Origin of the sequence: Mycobacterium avium subsp. avium (genome assembly GCF_009741445.1) — a bacterium.
GTDB classification, from domain to species: domain Bacteria; phylum Actinomycetota; class Actinomycetes; order Mycobacteriales; family Mycobacteriaceae; genus Mycobacterium; species Mycobacterium avium.
The window spans coordinates 2,151,771-2,169,971 of sequence record NZ_CP046507.1 but is presented as its reverse complement, the minus strand read 5'-3'; the positions used below and the strand labels follow the sequence as shown (position 1 = coordinate 2,169,971).

Here is an 18,201-nt window from a genome sequence, read left to right as displayed (position 1 = left end):
CCAACAAGCCGGTGTCATCGCTAGCCAGGACCACCCGCACGGACGTCGTGCTGGTGGGCGCGGGCATCATGAGCGCCACACTGGGCGCGTTGCTGCGGCGGCTGCAGCCGGATTGGTCGATGACCTTCGTCGAGCGCCTGGACGCGGTCGGCGCCGAGAGCAGCAGCCCGTGGAACAACGCCGGCACCGGGCATTCGGCGCTGTGCGAGCTCAACTACACCCCGCAGCGCGCCGACGGCTCCATCGACATCGCCAAAGCGGTGCGCATCAACGAGCAGTTCCAGGTGACCCGCCAATTCTGGGCGTATGCCGTGGAGAACGGCATGCTGACCGATCGGGGCTTCGTGACCCCGATCCCGCACGCGAGTTTCGTGCGCGGGGCGCGGGCCGTCGAGTATCTGCGGCGCCGGCAGCAGGCGCTGGCGCCCAACCCGTTGTTCGCCGGCATCGAATTGATCGAGGACGCCGACGAGTTCGCCCGCCGGCTGCCGTTGATGGCCGACCGGCGGGACTTCTCCGAACCGACCGCGCTGAATTGGGCGCGCCACGGCACCGACGTCGACTTCGGCGCGCTGTCGCGACAGCTGATCGGGTTCTGCGTGCGCGGCGGCGCGACGGCGCTGTTCGGCCATCAGGTGCACAACCTGACGCGGGAGTCCGACGGCAGCTGGACGTTGCTGATCCGCAACCGCCGGACCGGCGAAAAGCACCGGTGCAAAGCCAAATTCGTGTTCGTCGGGGCCGGCGGTGACGCGCTGCCGCTGCTGCAGAAGTCGGGTATCGGCGAGGCCCGCGGATTCGCGGGGTTCCCGATCGGCGGTCGGTTCCTGCGCGCCGACAATCCCGTGCTCACCGCGGCGCACCGGGCCAAGGTGTACGGGGCCCCGGCGCCGGGGGCCCCGCCGCTGGGAGCGTTGCATCTTGACCTGCGCTACGTCAACGGCAAGCCGTGGCTGGTGTTCGGGCCGTATGCCGGCTGGTCGCCGAAGTTCTTGAAACACGGGCACTTCACCGATCTGCCCCGCTCGGTGCGGCCGCACAATCTGGTCGCGCTGCTCGGCGTCGGCGTCACCCAGCTGACGTTGCTGCGATACCTGATCGGCCAGTTGCGGCTGTCCGCGCCGGACCGGATGCGGATGCTACGCGAATTCGCGCCCACCGCAGCGGATTCGGACTGGGAGCTGACGGTGGCCGGTCAGCGGGTGCAGGTGATCCGGCGCGATCGGCGCCGCGGCGGCGTGCTTGACTTCGACACCACTGTGGTGGCGGCCGGCGACGGCAGCATCGCGGGGTTGCTCGGCGGCTCGCCGGGTGCGTCGACGGCGGTGCCGATCATGCTCGATGTGCTGCAGCGCTGTTTCGCTGACCGTTATCGGTCGTGGCTGCCCGCGCTCAAGGAGATGGTTCCCTCGCTGGGCGTGACGCTGTCCGACGAGCCGGCGCTGTATGAGGAAGTCTATTCATGGGGAACGAAGATCCTGGGACTGGACGAGTTGGATGAGGAGCGCCCTTAGTGACTCGCGCCGACGACGATGCAGAGCGCAGCGATGAGGAGGAGCGGCGCAGATGACTCGCGCCGACGACGATGCAGAGCGCAGCGATGAGGAGGAGCGGCGCAGATGACAGAAGCATTGCGACGCACGTGGGCCAAAGACCTTGATGCCCAAACGCTTTACGAGCTGCTCAAGCTGCGGGTTGAGGTGTTCGTCGTCGAGCAGGCCATCCCGTATCCGGAGTTGGACGGGCGCGACCTGCTCGCCGAAACCCGGCACTTCTGGCTGGAAACCTCCGACGGCGAGGTGATCTGCACGCTGCGGCTGATGGAGGAGCACGCCGGCGGCGAGAAGGCGTTCCGGATCGGGCGGCTGTGCACCAAACGCAGCGCCCGCGGCCAGGGCCACACCACCCGGCTGCTGCGCGCGGCGCTGGCCGAGGTGGGTGACTACCCGTGCCGGATCAACGCCCAGACCTACCTGGCCGACATGTACGCCCAGCACGGATTCGTCCGCGACGGCGACGATTTCCTCGACGACGGCGTCCCGCACGTGCCCATGCTGCGACCCGGCTCGGGATTGGCGGAAAAGCCGTGAAGCCCTACCCGTTCAGCGCCATCGTCGGGCACGACCGGCTGCGGCTGGCCCTGCTGCTGTGCGCCGTGCGCCCGGAGATCGGCGGCGCGCTCATCCGCGGCGAGAAGGGCACCGCCAAGTCGACGGCCGTGCGCGGCCTGGCGGCCCTGCTGTCCGCCGCCACCGGCAGCGACGCGAACCTGGTCGAAATGCCGCTCGGCGCAACCGAAGACCGGGTGATCGGCTCGCTGGACCTGCAGCGGGTGCTGCGCGACGGCGAGCACGCGTTCTCCCCGGGGCTGCTGGCCCGCGCGCACGGCGGTGTGCTCTACGTCGACGAGGTCAACTTGCTGCACGATCATCTCGTCGACGTGTTGCTCGACGCCGCGGCTATGGGACGGGTGCACATCGAACGCGACGGCATCTCGCATTCGCATGACGCCCGGTTCGTGTTGATCGGCACCATGAATCCCGAAGAGGGCGAACTGCGTCCGCAGCTGCTGGACCGGTTCGGGCTCACCGTCGACGTGCATGCCTCGCGTGACGTGGAGGTGCGGGCGCAGGTGATCCGGCAGCGGATGGCCTATGAGGCCGACCCGGACGGTTTCGCCGAACGCTACGCCGACGCCGACGCCGAGCTGGCCCGGCGCATCGCTGCGGCGCGCGCCCTGGTCGACGACGTGGTGTTGCCCGACACCGAGTTACGGCGCATCGCGGCGCTGTGCGCGGCGTTCGACGTGGACGGCATGCGGGCCGATCTGGTGGTGGCCCGCACCGCGGTCGCGCACGCGGCCTGGCGCGGCGCACCCACCGTCGAGGAGCAGGACATCCGGGTGGCCGCCGAGCTGGCCCTGCCGCACCGCCGCCGCCGCGATCCCTTCGACGACCCGGGCATCGACCGCGAGCAACTGGACGAGGCCCTGGCCCAGGCCGGCTCCGAGCCCGACCCGGATCCCGACCCGCCCGGCGGAGGCCAGGCCGGCGAGACAGAACAGCAACCGCCGCAACGGGATTCGGCGCAGGACGCCAAGCCGCGGCCGCCGACGACGAAACCGAGTGCGCCGCCGTCGAAGACGTTTCGCACCCGCGCGCTGCGGGTCCCCGGTGTCGGCGAAGGGGCACCCGGCCGGCGGTCGCGGGCCCGCAACGCCAGCGGCAGCGTCATCGCAGCCACCGACGGCGCCGACACCGGCTGCGGCGGCCACGGGCTGCACCTGTTCGCCACCCTGCTCTCGGCCGCCGAACGGGCCGGTGCCGGGCCGCTGCGGCCGGGGCCCGACGATGTGCGACGGGCCGTGCGCGAGGGCCGCGAAGGCAATCTGGTGATCTTCGTCGTCGACGCCTCCGGATCGATGGCGGCGCGGGACCGGATGGCGGCGGTCAGCGGTGCCACGCTGTCGCTGCTGCGCGACGCCTATCAGCGCCGCGACAAGGTCGCCGTGATCACGTTCCGGCAACAGCAGGCGCGGCTGCTGTTGCCGCCCACCTCCTCGGCGCACATCGCCGGGCGGCGGCTGGCCCGCTTCGACACCGGCGGCAAGACGCCGCTGGCCGAAGGGCTGCTGGCCGCGCGCGAGCTGATCGTCCGGGAGAAGGCCCGCGACCGGGCGCGCCGCGCCCTCGTGGTGGTGCTCACCGACGGCCGGGCCACCGCCGGCCCGGATCCGTTGGGCCGCAGCCGGATCGCCGCGGGCCGGCTGGTCGCCGAGGGCGCGGCCGCGGTGGTGGTGGACTGCGAAACGTCGTATGTGCGGCTGGGCCTGGCCGAACACCTGGCACGCCAGCTGGGCGCCCCGGCGGTGCGGCTGGAGCAGTTGCACGCGGATTCGCTGACGCGTGCGGTGCGCGACGCCGCCTGAGCCGGGGCGAACAGAAAGGGTAACCGCTTATGCCACAAGGTGTTCCGCTTCAAGTTCCCGACGACGGCCTGACCACCCGGACCCGCCGGCACACCCCGGTGCTGGCGGTGCACACCGGCGCCGGCAAGGGGAAGTCGACGGCCGCATTCGGAATGGCGTTGCGGGCGTGGAACGCCGGGCTTTCCGTGGCGGTGTTCCAGTTCGTCAAGAGCGCCAAGTGGAAGGTGGGCGAGGAGGCGGCGTTCGCCGCACTCGGCCGCCTGCACGAGGAACAGCGGATCGGCGCGCCGGTGGAGTGGCACAAGATGGGCGCCGGCTGGTCCTGGACGCGCAAGGCGGGCAGCGACGACGATCACGCGGCGGCCGCGGCCGACGGCTGGGCCGAGATCGCCCGCCGGCTGGCGGCCGCCCGGCACGACTTCTACGTGCTGGACGAATTCACCTATCCGCTGAAATGGGGCTGGGTGGACGTCGACGAGGTGGTGTCCGTGTTGGCGGGGCGGCCCGGACACCAGCACGTGGTGATCACCGGACGCGATGCCCCGCAACGGCTCATCGATGCGGCCGACCTGGTCACCGAGATGTCCAAGGTGAAGCACCCGATGGACGCCGGGCGCAAGGGGCAGAAGGGCATCGAGTGGTGAACGTGCCCGCGGTGGTCGTCGCGGCGCCCGCCTCCGGCAGCGGAAAGACCACGGTGGCAACGGGTTTGATCGGTGCCCTGCGCCGGGCGGGCCGCCGGGTGGCGGCGTTCAAGGTGGGGCCGGACTTCATCGATCCCGGCTATCACGGCCTGGCCGCCGGCCGGCCGGGCCGCAACCTCGACCCGGTGTTGGTGGGGGAGAACCTGATTGGCCCGCTGTACGCGCACGGCGCCGCCGGCGCCGACATCGCCGTCGTCGAGGGCGTGATGGGGCTGTTCGACGGGCGGATCGGGCCGTCCGGCGCCAGCCCGGCGGCGGGATCCACCGCGCACGTCGCCGCGCTGCTGGGCGCGCCCGTCGTGCTGGTCGTCGACGCGCGCGGCCAGAGCCAGAGCATCGCCGCCCTGCTGCACGGCTTCTCGACGTTCGACGCCGCGACCCGGGTCGCCGGGGTGATCCTGAACCGGGTCGGGTCGGCCCGCCACGAGCAGGTGCTGCGTCAGGCGTGCGAACAGGCCGGCGTGCCGGTGCTGGGCGCCATCCCGCGCAGCGCCGAATTAGAGTTGCCGACAAGGTATTTGGGCTTGGTCACGGCGGTCGAGTATGGACGCCGCGCCCGGCTCGCGGTCGAGGCGATGACCGCGCTGGTGGCACGCCACGTCGACCTGGCGGCGGTGGCGGCGGTCGCCGCCGCCCGGCCCGTCACGACGCCCTGGGATCCGGCGGCGGCGGTGGGGGATCCCGGCGGGTGCGGCGGTGAGCGGGCCACCGTCGCGGTGGCCACCGGGAAGGCGTTCAGCTTCGGCTACGCCGAGCACGCGGAGCTGCTGGCCGCCGCCGGCGCCCGGGTGGCGGAATTCGACCCGCTCGTCGACGCGTTGCCCGACGGCACCGATGCGCTGTTGCTGCCCGGCGGTTTTCCCGAACAGTTCACCGCCGAGCTGTCTGCCAACGAGGTCGTGCGCCGCCAGATCAACGAGCTGGCCGCCGCCGGGGCGCCCGTCCACGCCGAGTGCGCCGGGCTGCTTTACTTGGTGTCCGAACTCGACGGCCACCCGATGTGCGGGGTGCTGGCCGGGCAGGCCCGGTTCACCCCGCAGCTGACGCTGGCCTATCGCGATGCCGTGGCCGTCGTCGACTCCCCGCTGTACGCCGCCGGCCAGCGGGCGGTGGGCCACGAATTCCACCGCACCACAGTGACATTCAGCGACGACTACCCGCCGGCGTGGATGTACCGGACCCAGGAGTCCGGCCATCGCGACGGCGCGGTGCGCGCCGGTGTGCACGCGTCGTATCTGCACACCCACCCCGCCGCCGCGCCCGCGGCGGTGGCCCGCTTCGTCGGGTGCGCGCTGGCCGCTCGCGCCGACCCGGGCAGGACGCGGGCCCACCCCGGCAACCACTAGGCTTGCCGGGTGACCGAGAGCGCCTACCTGGTGGGGCTGCGGCTGACCGGCAAGAAGGTGGTCGTGGTCGGCGGCGGCACCGTCGCCCAGCGCCGGCTGCCGTTGCTGATCGCCAGCGGCGCGGACGTCCACGTCATCTCCCGCAGCGCCACCCGATCGGTCGAGGCGATGACCGGAATCACCCTGCAATTGCGCGAATACCGCGACGGCGACCTCGACGGCGCCTGGTACGCGATCGCGGCCACCGACGACCCGCGGGTCAACGAGGCCGTGGTCGCCGAGGCCGAACGCCGCCGCATCTTCTGCGTCCGGGCGGACGTCGCCGTGGCGGGGACCGCGGTCACCCCAGCATCTTTCAGCTATGCCGGGTTGTCGGTGGGCGTGCTGGCCGGCGGCGAGCACCGCCGCTCGGCAGCGATCCGCTCGGCCATCCGGGAGGCGCTGCAGACCGGGGCCATCACGCCGGAAGGCCCGGTGGGCTCCGACGCCGTCAAGGGCGGGGTGGCGCTGATCGGCGGCGGCCCCGGCGACCCCGAACTGATCACGGTGCGCGGCCGGCGGCTGCTGGCCCAGGCCGACGTCGTGGTGGCCGACCGGCTCGCCCCGCCCGAACTGCTCGCCGAGCTGCCTCCGCACGTGGAGGTGATCGACGCCGCCAAGATTCCCTACGGCCGGGCCATGGCCCAGGACGCCATCAACGACGTCATGATCGAACGCGCCCGCGCCGGAAGCTTCGTGGTGCGCCTCAAAGGCGGGGACCCGTTCGTCTTCGCCCGCGGCTACGAGGAGGTGCTGGCGTGCGCCGACGCCGGGATTCCGGTCACCGTCGTCCCGGGTGTGACGAGTGCCATAGGAGTGCCCGCATTGGCGGGCGTCCCGGTCACCCATCGGGCGGTAAATCACGAATTCGTGGTGGTCAGCGGGCATCTCCCACCCGGTCATCCCGAATCGTTAGTGAATTGGGATGCACTGGCCGCATTGACCGGCACAATTGTTTTGCTGATGGCGGTCGAACGTATCGAACTTTTCGCCGAGGCCCTGCTGAAGGGTGGACGACCAGCGGATACACCGGTGCTGGTGGTTCAGCACGGGACGACGGCGGCGCAACACACTTTGCGGGCCACCCTGGCCGACACGCCCGAAAAGATTCGTGCCGAAGGTATCCGACCTCCCGCGATCATCGTGATCGGCGCGGTGGCGGCTTTCGGGGTTTAAACGGTTCTTAAGATTACTGTAAGGTAACCCTTTATGACGGCTCTCAACGACTCAGAGCGCGCGGTCCGGAACTGGACATCTGCACGCCCCGATCGTCCGGCCCCGGTGCGCAGCACGCCGCCGGCGGAGACCGCCCCCAAGCCCGCGGCGGAGACCGCCGTAAAGCGGACTAGCAAGTACTACCCGGCTTGGCTGCCGTCGCGCCGCTTCATCGCCGCCGTCATCGCCATCGGCGGCATGCAGCTGCTGGCCACCATGGACAGCACCGTGGCGATCGTCGCGCTGCCCCGGATCCAGAACGAGCTCAGCCTCTCCGACGCCGGCCGCAGCTGGGTGATCACCGCCTACGTGCTGACGTTCGGCGGGCTGATGCTGCTCGGCGGCCGGCTCGGCGACACCATCGGGCGCAAACGCACCTTCATCGTCGGCGTCGCGCTGTTCACCATCTCCTCGGTGCTGTGCGCGGTCGCCTGGGACGAGGCGACCATGGTGATTGCCCGGCTCTCGCAGGGGGTCGGGTCGGCCATCGCCTCACCGACGGGCCTGGCGCTGGTCGCCACCACCTTCCCCAAGGGGCCCGCCCGTAACTTCGCGACGGCGGTGTTCGCCGCGATGACGGCGGTCGGCTCGGTGATGGGCCTGGTGGTCGGCGGGGCGCTGACCGAGGTGTCCTGGCGGCTGGCGTTTTTGGTGAACGTGCCGATCGGGCTGGTGATGATGTACCTGGCCCGCACCGCGCTGCGCGAGACCAACCGCGAGCGGATGAAACTGGACGCCACCGGTGCCGTGCTGGCCACCCTGGCCTGCACCGCCGCCGTGTTCGCCTTCTCGATGGGCCCGGAGAAGGGCTGGATCTCGCTGACCACCATCAGCTCCGGTGTGGTCGCGCTGGGCGCCGCCCTGGCCTTCGTCATCGTGGAGCGCACCGCGGAAAACCCGGTGGTGCCGTTCGACCTGTTCCGCGACCGCAACCGGCTGGTCACCTTCATCGCGATCTTCTTGGCCGGCGGCGTCATGTTCACCCTGACCGTGTGCATCGGCCTGTACGTGCAGGACATCCTCGGCTACAGCGCGCTGCGCGCCGGGGTGGGCTTCATCCCGTTCGTCATCGCGATGGGCATCGGTCTGGGCGTCTCTTCGCAACTGGTGGCGCGGTTCTCGCCGCGGGTGCTGACCATCGCCGGCGGCTACCTGCTGGTGCTCGCCATGCTCTACGGCTGGTGGTGCATGCACCGCGGCGTTCCCTATTTCCCGAACCTGGTGCTGCCCATCGTGGTGGGCGGCATCGGCATCGGCATGGCCGTCGTCCCGCTGACCCTGTCGGCCATCGCCGGCGTGGGTTTCGACCAGATCGGCCCGGTATCCGCGGTCACGCTGATGCTGCAGAACCTGGGCGGACCGCTGGTGCTGGCCGTCATCCAGGCCGTGATCACCTCGCGCACACTGTATCTGGGCGGCACCACCGGCCCGGTGAAGACCATGAACGACGCCCAGTTGCAGGCGCTCGACCACGGCTACACCTACGGGCTGCTGTGGGTCGCCGGGGCGGCCGTCATCGTGGGTGCCGCGGCGCTGTTCATCGGCTACACACCCGAGCAGGTCGCGCACGCCCAGGAGGTCAAGGAAGCGATGGACGCCGGGGAGCTCTGACCCGGCCCAGTGGTTGCGGCGCAACCAGTTCCGTGATTTTCGTCGGCCGGTGATTGGCCGGGTGTTCGGCGGGGTAGTGCATCAAGCGGTGCCTTCGGCTCAACGAGCCCCCAGTGACCCCCAGCGCAGCTCCACGAAGCCTCCACGAACCGAAGTGTCGCCCGATGCATGCCCGCCGACGCGATGGGACGAGGATGGACACCACCGACGACACGATCAGGATCAGATTCGCCACCGAGGACGACTGGCAGGCGGTCTATGCGAATCAGGCGGGCGCCTACGGGGTTTCGGTGGACCCGGCCGACGTCGAAGCCTGGAAACGCCGCGTCGACCTGGAAGACATCCTGGTCGCCGAGGACGTCTCCGATCCGGCGCGGCCGACCGTGGTCGGTACCTCGTTGTGCTACAAGCTGCGGCTCACCGTGCCGGGCGGCGCCACCCTGAAGGCGGCCTGGCTGGCGATGATCGCCGTCGCCGCAACGCATCTGGGGCGAGGCGTCTGGCAGCAGCTCAGCATCCGCGGCTTCGGCATCCTGCAGGAACGCAACTATCCGATCCTGTGCGGCGTTCCGACCCAGCCCACGGTGTATGAGATCCTGGGCGCCGGAGTGGCCAGCTACGCCCGCACCTACAACATCGAGCCGCGCTTCACCGACCTGCGCGCCAAGCCCGAGCGGAACCGGGCGCGCGTCGTCGAGGCCGACGAGGCGCGGGGGCTGCTGCCCGACCTCTACGACCGATGGTGCGCGGTGACGCCCGGGGCGCTGAGCCGCAGCCGGGCCTGGTGGGCCGACGTCCTGGAGGACCGGGTGACCCAGCGCGACAACGGATCAACGCTGAACTACGTCGTGCACCCGGACGGCTTCATGACCTACCGGGTGATCGGCGCGTCACCGCACGCGTTCCGCCGGCCCTTCGGCAACCTGATCGTCCAGGATTTCTGCCCGATCACCCCCGAGGCGCACACCGACCTGCTCGCGACCCTGCTGAGCCTGAAGATGTTCGACAACAGCGTCATCGAGACGCCGGTCGACGACCCGCTCCCGCTCAAGCTGAAGGACCAGCTCGCCGCCCAGACCACGAAGGTCAACGACTTTCTGTGGATGCGGATCATGAATGTGCCCGAGGTGCTTCCGAAACGGGCCTACCGCGCCGACGCGGATTTGGTGCTGGACGTCACCGACCCGCTCGGGGTGGCCGGCGGCCGGTTCCTGCTGCGGATCCGCGACGGCGTCGGAACCTGCACGCCGCACGACGGGCCCGCCGACATCAAGATCGGTCTGGGCGATCTGGGATCGATCTACATGGGTGCGCATCGCGCCTGGGAACTCCACCAGGCCGACCGCATCACCGAACTGCGCAGCGGTGCGCTGCTCGACCTGGACGCCGCGTTCACCACGCAACGGGCGCCCTACTGCGGCACGCTGTTCTGACGCCGGCGCACACGCGCCGGTGAGGGCGACCCGGTCGCCAGGCTAGGCTAGCCCGCTGTGATCACCCGGATGTCCCAGCTGTTCCTGCGCACCCTGCGCGACGACCCCGCCGACGCCGAAGTGCCCAGCCACAAGCTGCTGATACGGGCCGGATACATCCGGCCCGTCGCGCCCGGGCTGTACAGCTGGCTCCCGCTGGGGCTGCGGGTGCTGCGCCGGATCGAGCACATCGTCCGCGAGGAGATGAATGCGATTGGCGGCCAAGAGATCCTGTTTCCCGCCCTGCTGCCGCGCGCGCCGTACGAGGCGACGAACCGGTGGACCGAGTACGGCGACAGCGTTTTTCGGCTGCAGGACCGCCGCGGCAACGACTACCTGCTGGGGCCCACCCACGAGGAGCTGTTCACCCTGACCGTCAAGGGTGAATACAGCTCCTACAAAGACTTTCCGGTGCTGCTGTATCAGATCCAGAACAAATACCGCGACGAGGCGCGGCCACGGGCAGGCATCCTGCGGGTGCGCGAGTTCGTGATGAAGGACTCCTACTCGTTCGACATCGACGACGCCGGGCTCAAGGCCGCCTATCACGCACACCGGGAGGCCTATCAGCGCATCTTCGCGCGGCTGCAGGTGCGCTACGTGATCGTGTCCGCGGTGTCGGGCGCCATGGGCGGCAGCGCCTCCGAGGAGTTCCTGGCCGAGAGCCCGGTCGGCGAGGACACCTTCGTGCGCTGCCTGGAGTCCGGCTATGCGGCCAACGTCGAGGCGGTGATCACCGCCCGCCCGGACCCGCAACCCGTCGAGGGTCTACCCGAGGCGGTGGTCCACGACACCGGTGACACCCCGACCATCGCCACCCTGGTCGACTGGGCCAACCGGGCGGGCCTGGGCCGCACCGTCACCGCGGCCGACACGTTGAAGAACGTCCTGCTCAAGGTGCGCCAGCCCGGCGGGGAATGGGAGCTGCTGGCCATCGGCCTGCCCGGCGACCGTGAGGTCGACGACAAGCGGCTGGGCGCGGCGCTGGAGCCGGCCGAGTACGTGCTGCTCGACGACGCCGACTTCGCCAGGTACCCGTTCCTGGTGAAGGGTTACATCGGTCCGAAAGCATTGAAGGACAACGGAGTTCGTTACCTGGTCGATCCGCGCGTGGTGGACGGCACCAGCTGGATCACCGGGGCCGACGAACCGGGCCGCCATGTCGTCGGGCTGGTCGCGGGCCGGGACTTCACCGCCGACGGCACCATCGAGGCCGCCGAGGTGCGCGACGGCGACCCGTCGCCGGACGGCGCCGGGCCGCTGGTGTCCGCGCGCGGCATCGAGGTCGCCCACATCTTCCAGTTGGGCCGCAAGTACACCGACGCCTTCACCGCCGACGTGCTGGGCGAGGACGGCAAGCCGGTGCGGCTCACCATGGGCTCCTACGGCCTGGGGGTGTCGCGGATGGTGGCCGTCATCGCCGAACAGCACCACGACGAGCTGGGCCTGCGCTGGCCCGCGTCGGTGGCGCCGTTCGACGTCCACCTGGTGATCGCCAACAAGGACGCGCAGGCGCGCGCCGGAGCCACCGCGCTGGCCGACGACCTGGACCGGCTCGGCGTCGAGGTACTGCTCGACGACCGTCAGGCCTCGCCGGGGGTGAAGTTCAAGGACGCCGAGCTGCTGGGCGTGCCGTGGATCGTGGTGGTGGGCCGGGGCTGGGCCGACGGCGTGGTGGAGCTGCGCGACCGTTTCGCCGGCCAGACCCGGGAGCTGGCCACCGGGCCGTCGCTTGCCGCCGACATCGCGGCCGCCCTGCGCGGCTAGTCAGTCGTTGCCGCCCGGGAAGCTGGTGGTGATCGGCCAGGCGCCCAGCACCCGGTTCCACCGGGCCGCCATCACCGCGCTCTGGACCAGGGCGGTGGCGGCGAACGCGCGGTCGTCGCCCGTCTCGGCGTGCTCGGCCACGACGCGCCACGCCCCGGCGCCGTCGTTCTCCATCCGGGCGGCCAGCCGCGCGGCGTCGGCCGGGCTGCCCACCACCAGGGGCAGCTGATAGCCCGCCGCGGCGACCGGGGCGGTGACCTTGCGGGCGGTCAGCATGGCGATGACGTCGTCGCGGCGCTGCCGGTGCTGCTCGAGGGCCTCCACCACCATGTCGTTGACGCTGGGCGGCGACATCGCCGAGACGATCCCGTAGCCGTAGATCGTCGAGTGCTCGATGGCCAGCGCGTCGCACAGCGCCGCGTTGTCGGCGTCCTTGCCCGAGGTCATATCGACGGCCCCCCGGGCACCAGCGCGACGGTGTAGGACGCCGTGCAGGAGGCCGCGATCGAGGCCAGCAACCCGGCCCGGTAGCCGGATTCGGTGCCCACCAGCCGGCTGGCGCTGTCGGCCGAGGCGCGCAGCGCGTTGATCACGTCGGACACCGGCGGCGGGGGTGGTGGCGGCCCGGCCGGTTGCGCGGGGCTCGGGCTGGTCGTCTCGCTGGTCGAGGAGGTGGCGAGCTTGCCGGCCGCCCGCGAGATCTCGGTGGACAACGCGCGGGCGTGCGCGGCGCGCTGGCTCGCCACCACGGTCAGCGCGGCGGCGACCTGCGGCGGGTTGCCCAGGGCCGCGGCGGCGGCGCCGGCCAGCGCACTGTCGTGGCGGGCCTGGTCCAGCGGGCCCAGCAGCTGCTCGACCGGCGGCGGCTTGGGCGCGGGCTTGCTGCAGGCGGACACCGCTCCCAGCGCGGCCAGCGCCGCGCCACCGGCGAGGACCTCACGCCTGTTGACACGCCTGTTGACGGGCGGAACTGCGCTAGGCACAAGGACATCCTGCCATCGGCGCGAAAGCGGGCTCGATGCCAGGACGCGATCACCCCGTCATCGCTGATTCCTGGCGTATCGTGGATAGCTGGTTCTCGCGGAGGGCCGACCCTGAAGGGCTGTGTGCTCCGCCGGGACACCGGAAGCCGCCCGCGAGGCCATCGGGGTGGCGAACATCCGCCAGATGACCGGACAACTCAAGATGAGGAGCTCGCCGTGACCACCGGGCTACCGTCCCAGACGCAGGTGATCGAGCTACTCGGTGGAGAGTTTGCGCGCGCCGGATACGAGATCGAAGACGTGGTCATCGACGCACGCGCGCGTCCACCGCGCATCACGGTGATCGCCGACGGCGACGACGGCCTCGACCTCGACGCCGCGGCCACGTTGTCCCGCTCGGCGTCGGCGCTGCTGGACAAGCTCGACACCATCGAGGACCACTACGTGCTCGAGGTGTCCTCGCCCGGGGTGGACCGACCGCTGAGAACCCCCAAGCATTTTCGCCGCGCCCGCGGCCGCAAGGTCGACGTCGTCCTGTCGGACAACTCGACGGTGACCGGCCGGGTCGGCGAGACGGGCGACGACACCGTCGCCCTGGTGGTCCGCGCCGGCCGGGACTTGGCGATACGCGAGATTCCGCTCGGTGACGTCGTCAAAGCCGTTGTCCAGGTGGAGTTTTCGCCCCCTGCGCAGGCGGAGCTGGAACTGGCGGGTGTGGGGAGCGACAAGACGGAGGAGCGGCGCAGATGAATATCGACATGGCCGCACTGCACGCGATCGAGGTGGATCGGGGCATCTCGGTCAACGAGCTGCTCGAGACCATCAAGTCTGCGCTGCTGACCGCCTACCGGCACACCGAAGGCCACCAGAACGACGCCCGCATCGAGATCGACCGCAAAACCGGCGTCGTCAAGGTGATCGCGCGGGAGACCGACGAGGACGGCAACGTCATCAGCGAATGGGACGACACCCCGGAGGGTTTCGGCCGGATCGCCGCGACCACCGCGCGACAGGTGATGCTGCAGCGCTTCCGGGACGCCGAGAACGAGCGGACCTACGGCGAGTTCTCCACCCGCGAGGGCGAGATCGTCGCGGGGGTGATCCAGCGGGACAGCCGCGCGAACGCGCGCGGCCTGGTGGTGGTCCGGATGGGCACCGAGACCAAGGCCTCCGAGGGCGTCATCCCGGCCGCCGAACAGGTGCCCGGCGAAAGCTATGAGCACGGCAACCGGGTGCGCTGCTACGTCATCGGGGTGACCCGCGGCGCGCGCGAGCCGCTGATCACGCTGTCGCGCACCCACCCCAACCTGGTCCGCAAGCTGTTCTCCCTGGAGGTCCCGGAGATCGCCGACGGATCGGTGGAGATCGTGGCGGTGGCCCGCGAGGCCGGGCATCGCTCCAAGATCGCGGTGAAGTCCAACCTGCCCGGGCTGAACGCCAAAGGCGCCTGCATCGGGCCGATGGGCCAGCGGGTGCGCAACGTGATGAGCGAGCTCTCCGGGGAGAAGATCGACATCATCGACTACGACGACGACCCGGCCCGGTTCGTCGCCAACGCGCTGTCGCCGGCCAAGGTGGTCTCGGTGTCGATCATCGACCAGGCCGCCCGGGCCGCCCGGGTGGTGGTGCCCGACTTCCAGTTGTCGCTGGCCATCGGCAAGGAGGGCCAGAACGCGCGGCTGGCGGCCCGGCTCACCGGCTGGCGCATCGACATCCGCGGCGATTCGCCCGGCGGCGCGGGCGGGCACTCGGAGAGCCGGCCCGAGCACGGCGCCACGCACGGAATGGCCCACGACCGCTGACCGCACGGTCCGGGACACTCCGGGCGCGGCCGGACAGGCTCGGGTGGTGCTGACCATCGATTCGGTGACGCTAGACTGAGCCGTGATCCAGCGTGAGCCTTCGGGACCCGTGCGAACGTGTGTCGGGTGCCGGAAGCGAGAGTTGGCCGTCGAACTGCTTCGCGTGGTGGCTGTGCCCACCGGGAACGGCGAATTCGCCGCGATCGTTGACACAGCCGGTAACCTGCCGGGGCGGGGTGCGTGGCTGCATCCCGCGCCGCAGTGCGCCCAGCAGGCGATCCGGCGGCGTGCTTTCACCAAAGCGCTGCGGATCACCGGTTCACCGGACACCTCCGCGGTGGTCGAGCACATAGAGTCCCTCCATGCGCCCGAGCGCCCGGCGACAGAACAGGTAGCAAAGAACATGAGCACACCGTGAAGTCCCGATGACAATGCGTCATAGCTGAACACGAGGCGCGGCCCCACGACTGTCGCCTCATAGACAGGAGAAGTAGTGGCAGGTAAGGCCCGCGTACACGAGTTGGCAAAGGAACTCGGTGTCACCAGCAAGGAAGTCCTCGCCCGACTGAATGAACAGGGCGAATTCGTCAAATCCGCGTCGTCGACGGTAGAAGCGCCGGTGGCGCGCCGGCTGCGCGAGTCCTTCGGCGGCGGCAAGGCCGCCGAGGGCGCCGCGAAGGCACCCGCCAAGGCCGCGGCCAAGGGCGACGCGAAGACCGCGGCCAAGGGCGACGTCAAGGCGCCCGACAAGGCGCTGGACGCCGCCCTGGACAACGCGATCAAGGCCGGCGGCAACGGCGAGGCGGCCGCGCCGCCCGCCCAGCCCGGCGGCACCGCGACCACCCCGGCCGCGCAGGCCACGCCCGAGGCCCCGGCCCGACCGGGGCCCGCGGCCGCGCGGCCGTCGGCGCCGGCTCCCGGGCAGCCCAAGCCGCCCGCCCCGGGGCAACCGCCCCGCCCGGGCGCCACGCCGGGCCCGCGTCCCGGCCCGGTACCCAAGCCCGCCGCCCGCACGCCGCGGGTCGGCAACAACCCGTTCTCGTCGGCCCAGCCGGTCGATCGGCCCATCCCGCGCCCGGTGCCGCGTCCCGGAGCGCCCCGCCCGGGTGCGCCGCGGCCCGGCGCGTCGCCGGGCAACATGCCCCCGCGTCCCGGCGGTGTCGGCGGCCCGGGCCGCCCGGCGCGGCCCGGAGCCCCGCGGCCCGGCGGCGGCCGGCCCGGTGGGCCCGGCGGTCGTGACGGCGGCGGCGGCAACTACCGCGGCGGCGGCGTCGGCGCCCCGCCCGGTGGTGGCGGTGGTTTCCGCGGCCGCCCCGGTGGCGGCGGCGGTGGCCGTCCCGGGCAGCGCGGCGGTGCGGCCGGCGCGTTCGGCCGTCCCGGTGGTGCGCCGCGGCGTGGCCGCAAGTCCAAGCGGCAGAAGCGTCAGGAATACGACTCGATGCAGGCCCCGGTCGTCGGCGGCGTGCGGTTGCCGCACGGCAACGGCGAGACCATCCGGCTGGCCCGCGGCGCGTCGCTGTCCGACTTCGCCGAGAAGATCGACGCCAACCCGGCGTCGCTGGTGCAGGCGCTGTTCAACCTCGGCGAGATGGTGACCGCCACCCAGTCGGTTGGCGACGAGACGCTCGAGCTGCTGGGCAGCGAGATGAACTACAACGTTCAGGTCGTCTCGCCCGAGGACGAGGACCGCGAGCTGCTGGAGTCCTTCGACCTGACCTACGGCGAGGACGAGGGCACCGAGGAGGACCTGCAGACCCGGCCGCCGGTGGTGACCGTGATGGGTCACGTCGACCACGGTAAGACGCGGCTGCTGGACACGATCCGTAAGGCCAACGTCCGCGAGGCCGAGGCCGGCGGCATCACCCAGCACATCGGTGCCTACCAGGTGACCGTCGAGCACGACGGGGTGGAGCGCCCGATCACCTTCATCGACACCCCGGGTCACGAGGCGTTCACCGCCATGCGTGCCCGCGGCGCCAAGGCCACCGACATCGCGATCCTGGTGGTCGCCGCCGACGACGGTGTCATGCCGCAGACGGTGGAGGCGATCAACCACGCGCAGGCGGCCGACGTGCCGATTGTGGTGGCCGTCAACAAGATTGACGTCGAGGGTGCCGACCCGCAGAAGATCCGCGGGCAGCTCACCGAATATGGTTTGGTGCCAGAGGAATTCGGCGGCGACACGATGTTCGTCGACATCTCCGCGAAGCAGGGCACCAACATCGACCAGCTGCTGGAGGCGGTGCTGCTGACCGCGGACGCCGCCCTGGACCTGCGCGCCAACCCGGACATGGAGGCCCAGGGTGTGGCGATCGAGGCGCACCTGGACCGTGGCCGCGGGCCGGTGGCAACGGTGTTGATCCAGCGCGGCACGCTGCGGGTCGGCGACTCGATCGTCGCCGGCGACGCCTACGGCCGGGTGCGGCGCATGGTCGACGAGCACGGCGACGACGTCGAGGAGGCGCTGCCGTCGCGGCCGGTGCAGGCCATCGGGTTCACCTCGGTGCCCGGCGCCGGGGACAACCTGCTGGTCGTCGACGAGGACCGGATCGCCCGGCAGATCGCCGACAAGCGCAGCGCCCGCAAGCGGAACGCGCTGGCGGCACGGTCGCGCAAGCGGATCAGCCTCGAGGACCTGGATTCGGCGCTGAAGGAAACCAGCCAGCTCAACCTGATCCTCAAGGGCGACAACGCCGGTACGGTCGAGGCGCTGGAAGAGGCCCTGATGGGCATCCAGATCGACGACGAGGTGGCGCTGCGGGTCATCGACCGCGGTGTCGGTGGCATCACCGAAACCAACGTCAACCTGGCGTCGGCGTCGGACGCGGTGATCATCGGCTTCAACGTGCGCGCCGAGGGCAAGGCCACCGAGCTGGCCAACCGCGAGGGCGTGGAGATCCGCTACTACTCGGTGATCTACCAGGCGATCGACGAGATCGAGAAGGCCCTGCGCGGCATGCTCAAGCCGATCTACGAGGAGAACCAGCTGGGCCGCGCCGAGATCCGGGCGATCTTCCGGTCCTCCAAGGTGGGCATCATTGCCGGCTGCATGATCACCTCCGGGGTGGTGCGCCGCAACGCCAAGGCCCGGCTGCTGCGGGACAACGTGGTGGTCAGCGAGAACCTCACGATCAATTCGCTGCGCCGGGAGAAGGACGACGTGACCGAGGTCCGCGAGGGCTTCGAATGCGGTATGACGCTGGGCTATTCCGACATCAAGGAAGGCGACGTCATCGAGTCCTACGAGCTGGTCCAAAAAGAGCGCACCTGACAAGCTGCGCTGACTATGCGAAGCGTAAGTGATGAGGAGGAGGCGGTGAATCCGACCACCGCC

15 protein-coding genes are annotated in these 18,201 nt (G+C 70.8%); 13 read left to right on the top strand and 2 right to left on the bottom strand.

The features are described 5' to 3' along the window. Positions 1-68: 68 nt before the first annotated feature. The 9 genes from mqo (at position 69) to MAA44156_RS10025 (ending at position 12,082) form a co-directional block, all read left to right on the top strand. Complete coding sequence (gene mqo, locus MAA44156_RS10065; RefSeq protein ID WP_231124034.1) at positions 69-1,514, top strand: malate dehydrogenase (quinone); 1,446 nt, start codon at positions 69-71, stop codon at positions 1,512-1,514. A 105-nt stretch (positions 1,515-1,619) separates the two neighbouring features. Then, positions 1,620-2,090 carry a GNAT family N-acetyltransferase gene (locus MAA44156_RS10060; RefSeq protein ID WP_003875132.1) on the top strand — a complete coding sequence of 157 codons (471 nt, stop codon included), beginning with the start codon at positions 1,620-1,622 and terminating at the stop codon, positions 2,088-2,090. Next, positions 2,087-3,928 carry a magnesium chelatase subunit D family protein gene (locus MAA44156_RS10055; protein ID WP_023885208.1) on the top strand — a complete coding sequence of 614 codons (1,842 nt, stop codon included), beginning with the start codon at positions 2,087-2,089 and terminating at the stop codon, positions 3,926-3,928. Before MAA44156_RS10060 ends, MAA44156_RS10055 begins: the two co-directional genes overlap by 4 nt. A gap of 29 nt (positions 3,929-3,957) precedes the next feature. After that, entirely contained in the window at positions 3,958-4,572 is a 615-nt protein-coding gene (gene cobO, locus MAA44156_RS10050; protein WP_009978065.1) for a cob(I)yrinic acid a,c-diamide adenosyltransferase, read from the top strand. Beyond that, positions 4,569-5,978: a cobyrinic acid a,c-diamide synthase CobB gene (locus MAA44156_RS10045; RefSeq protein WP_009978064.1), complete on the top strand. Its 1,410-nt coding sequence runs from the start codon at positions 4,569-4,571 to the stop codon at positions 5,976-5,978. Before cobO ends, MAA44156_RS10045 begins: the two co-directional genes overlap by 4 nt. 9 nt (positions 5,979-5,987) lie before the next feature. Further along, the gene (gene cobA / locus MAA44156_RS10040; RefSeq protein ID WP_009978063.1) at positions 5,988-7,193 is read left to right on the top strand and encodes a uroporphyrinogen-III C-methyltransferase; all 1,206 of its coding nucleotides are present in this window, start codon (positions 5,988-5,990) and stop codon (positions 7,191-7,193) included. A 33-nt stretch (positions 7,194-7,226) separates the two neighbouring features. Beyond that, entirely contained in the window at positions 7,227-8,843 is a 1,617-nt protein-coding gene (locus MAA44156_RS10035; protein WP_023884061.1) for an MFS transporter, read from the top strand. 194 nt (positions 8,844-9,037) lie between these two features. Continuing rightward, the gene (locus tag MAA44156_RS10030; RefSeq protein ID WP_009978061.1) at positions 9,038-10,276 is read left to right on the top strand and encodes a GNAT family N-acetyltransferase; all 1,239 of its coding nucleotides are present in this window, start codon (positions 9,038-9,040) and stop codon (positions 10,274-10,276) included. Between the two features lie 57 nt (positions 10,277-10,333). Beyond that, positions 10,334-12,082, top strand: coding sequence for a proline--tRNA ligase (locus MAA44156_RS10025; RefSeq protein ID WP_009978059.1), 1,749 nt, complete (start codon positions 10,334-10,336; stop codon positions 12,080-12,082). Here the strand turns inward: MAA44156_RS10025 and MAA44156_RS10020 are convergent, their stop codons facing one another. After that, entirely contained in the window at positions 12,083-12,529 is a 447-nt protein-coding gene (locus tag MAA44156_RS10020) for a ferritin-like domain-containing protein (protein ID WP_003875140.1), read from the bottom strand. Then, positions 12,526-13,065, bottom strand: coding sequence for a hypothetical protein (locus MAA44156_RS10015; protein ID WP_003875142.1), 540 nt, complete (start codon positions 13,063-13,065; stop codon positions 12,526-12,528). Before MAA44156_RS10015 ends, MAA44156_RS10020 begins: the two co-directional genes overlap by 4 nt. Positions 13,066-13,281: 216 nt before the next feature. On the opposite strand from MAA44156_RS10015, the gene rimP reads away from it, so the two are divergent. The 4 genes from rimP (at position 13,282) to infB (ending at position 18,138) form a co-directional block, all read left to right on the top strand. Then, on the top strand, positions 13,282-13,815 hold the full coding sequence (rimP, locus tag MAA44156_RS10010) for a ribosome maturation factor RimP (RefSeq protein ID WP_023879661.1): 534 nt from the start codon (positions 13,282-13,284) through the stop codon (positions 13,813-13,815). Then, a complete protein-coding gene (gene nusA / locus MAA44156_RS10005) occupies positions 13,812-14,867 on the top strand; it encodes a transcription termination factor NusA (RefSeq protein WP_003875144.1) in 1,056 nt (351 codons plus the stop codon). The genes rimP and nusA overlap by 4 nt, the downstream gene beginning before the upstream one ends. 85 nt (positions 14,868-14,952) lie before the next feature. Next, on the top strand, positions 14,953-15,285 hold the full coding sequence (locus MAA44156_RS10000) for a YlxR family protein (RefSeq protein WP_073578851.1): 333 nt from the start codon (positions 14,953-14,955) through the stop codon (positions 15,283-15,285). Between the two features lie 75 nt (positions 15,286-15,360). Next, positions 15,361-18,138 carry a translation initiation factor IF-2 gene (gene infB / locus MAA44156_RS09995; RefSeq protein ID WP_121035643.1) on the top strand — a complete coding sequence of 926 codons (2,778 nt, stop codon included), beginning with the start codon at positions 15,361-15,363 and terminating at the stop codon, positions 18,136-18,138. The last annotated feature ends 63 nt before the right edge of the window (positions 18,139-18,201 follow it).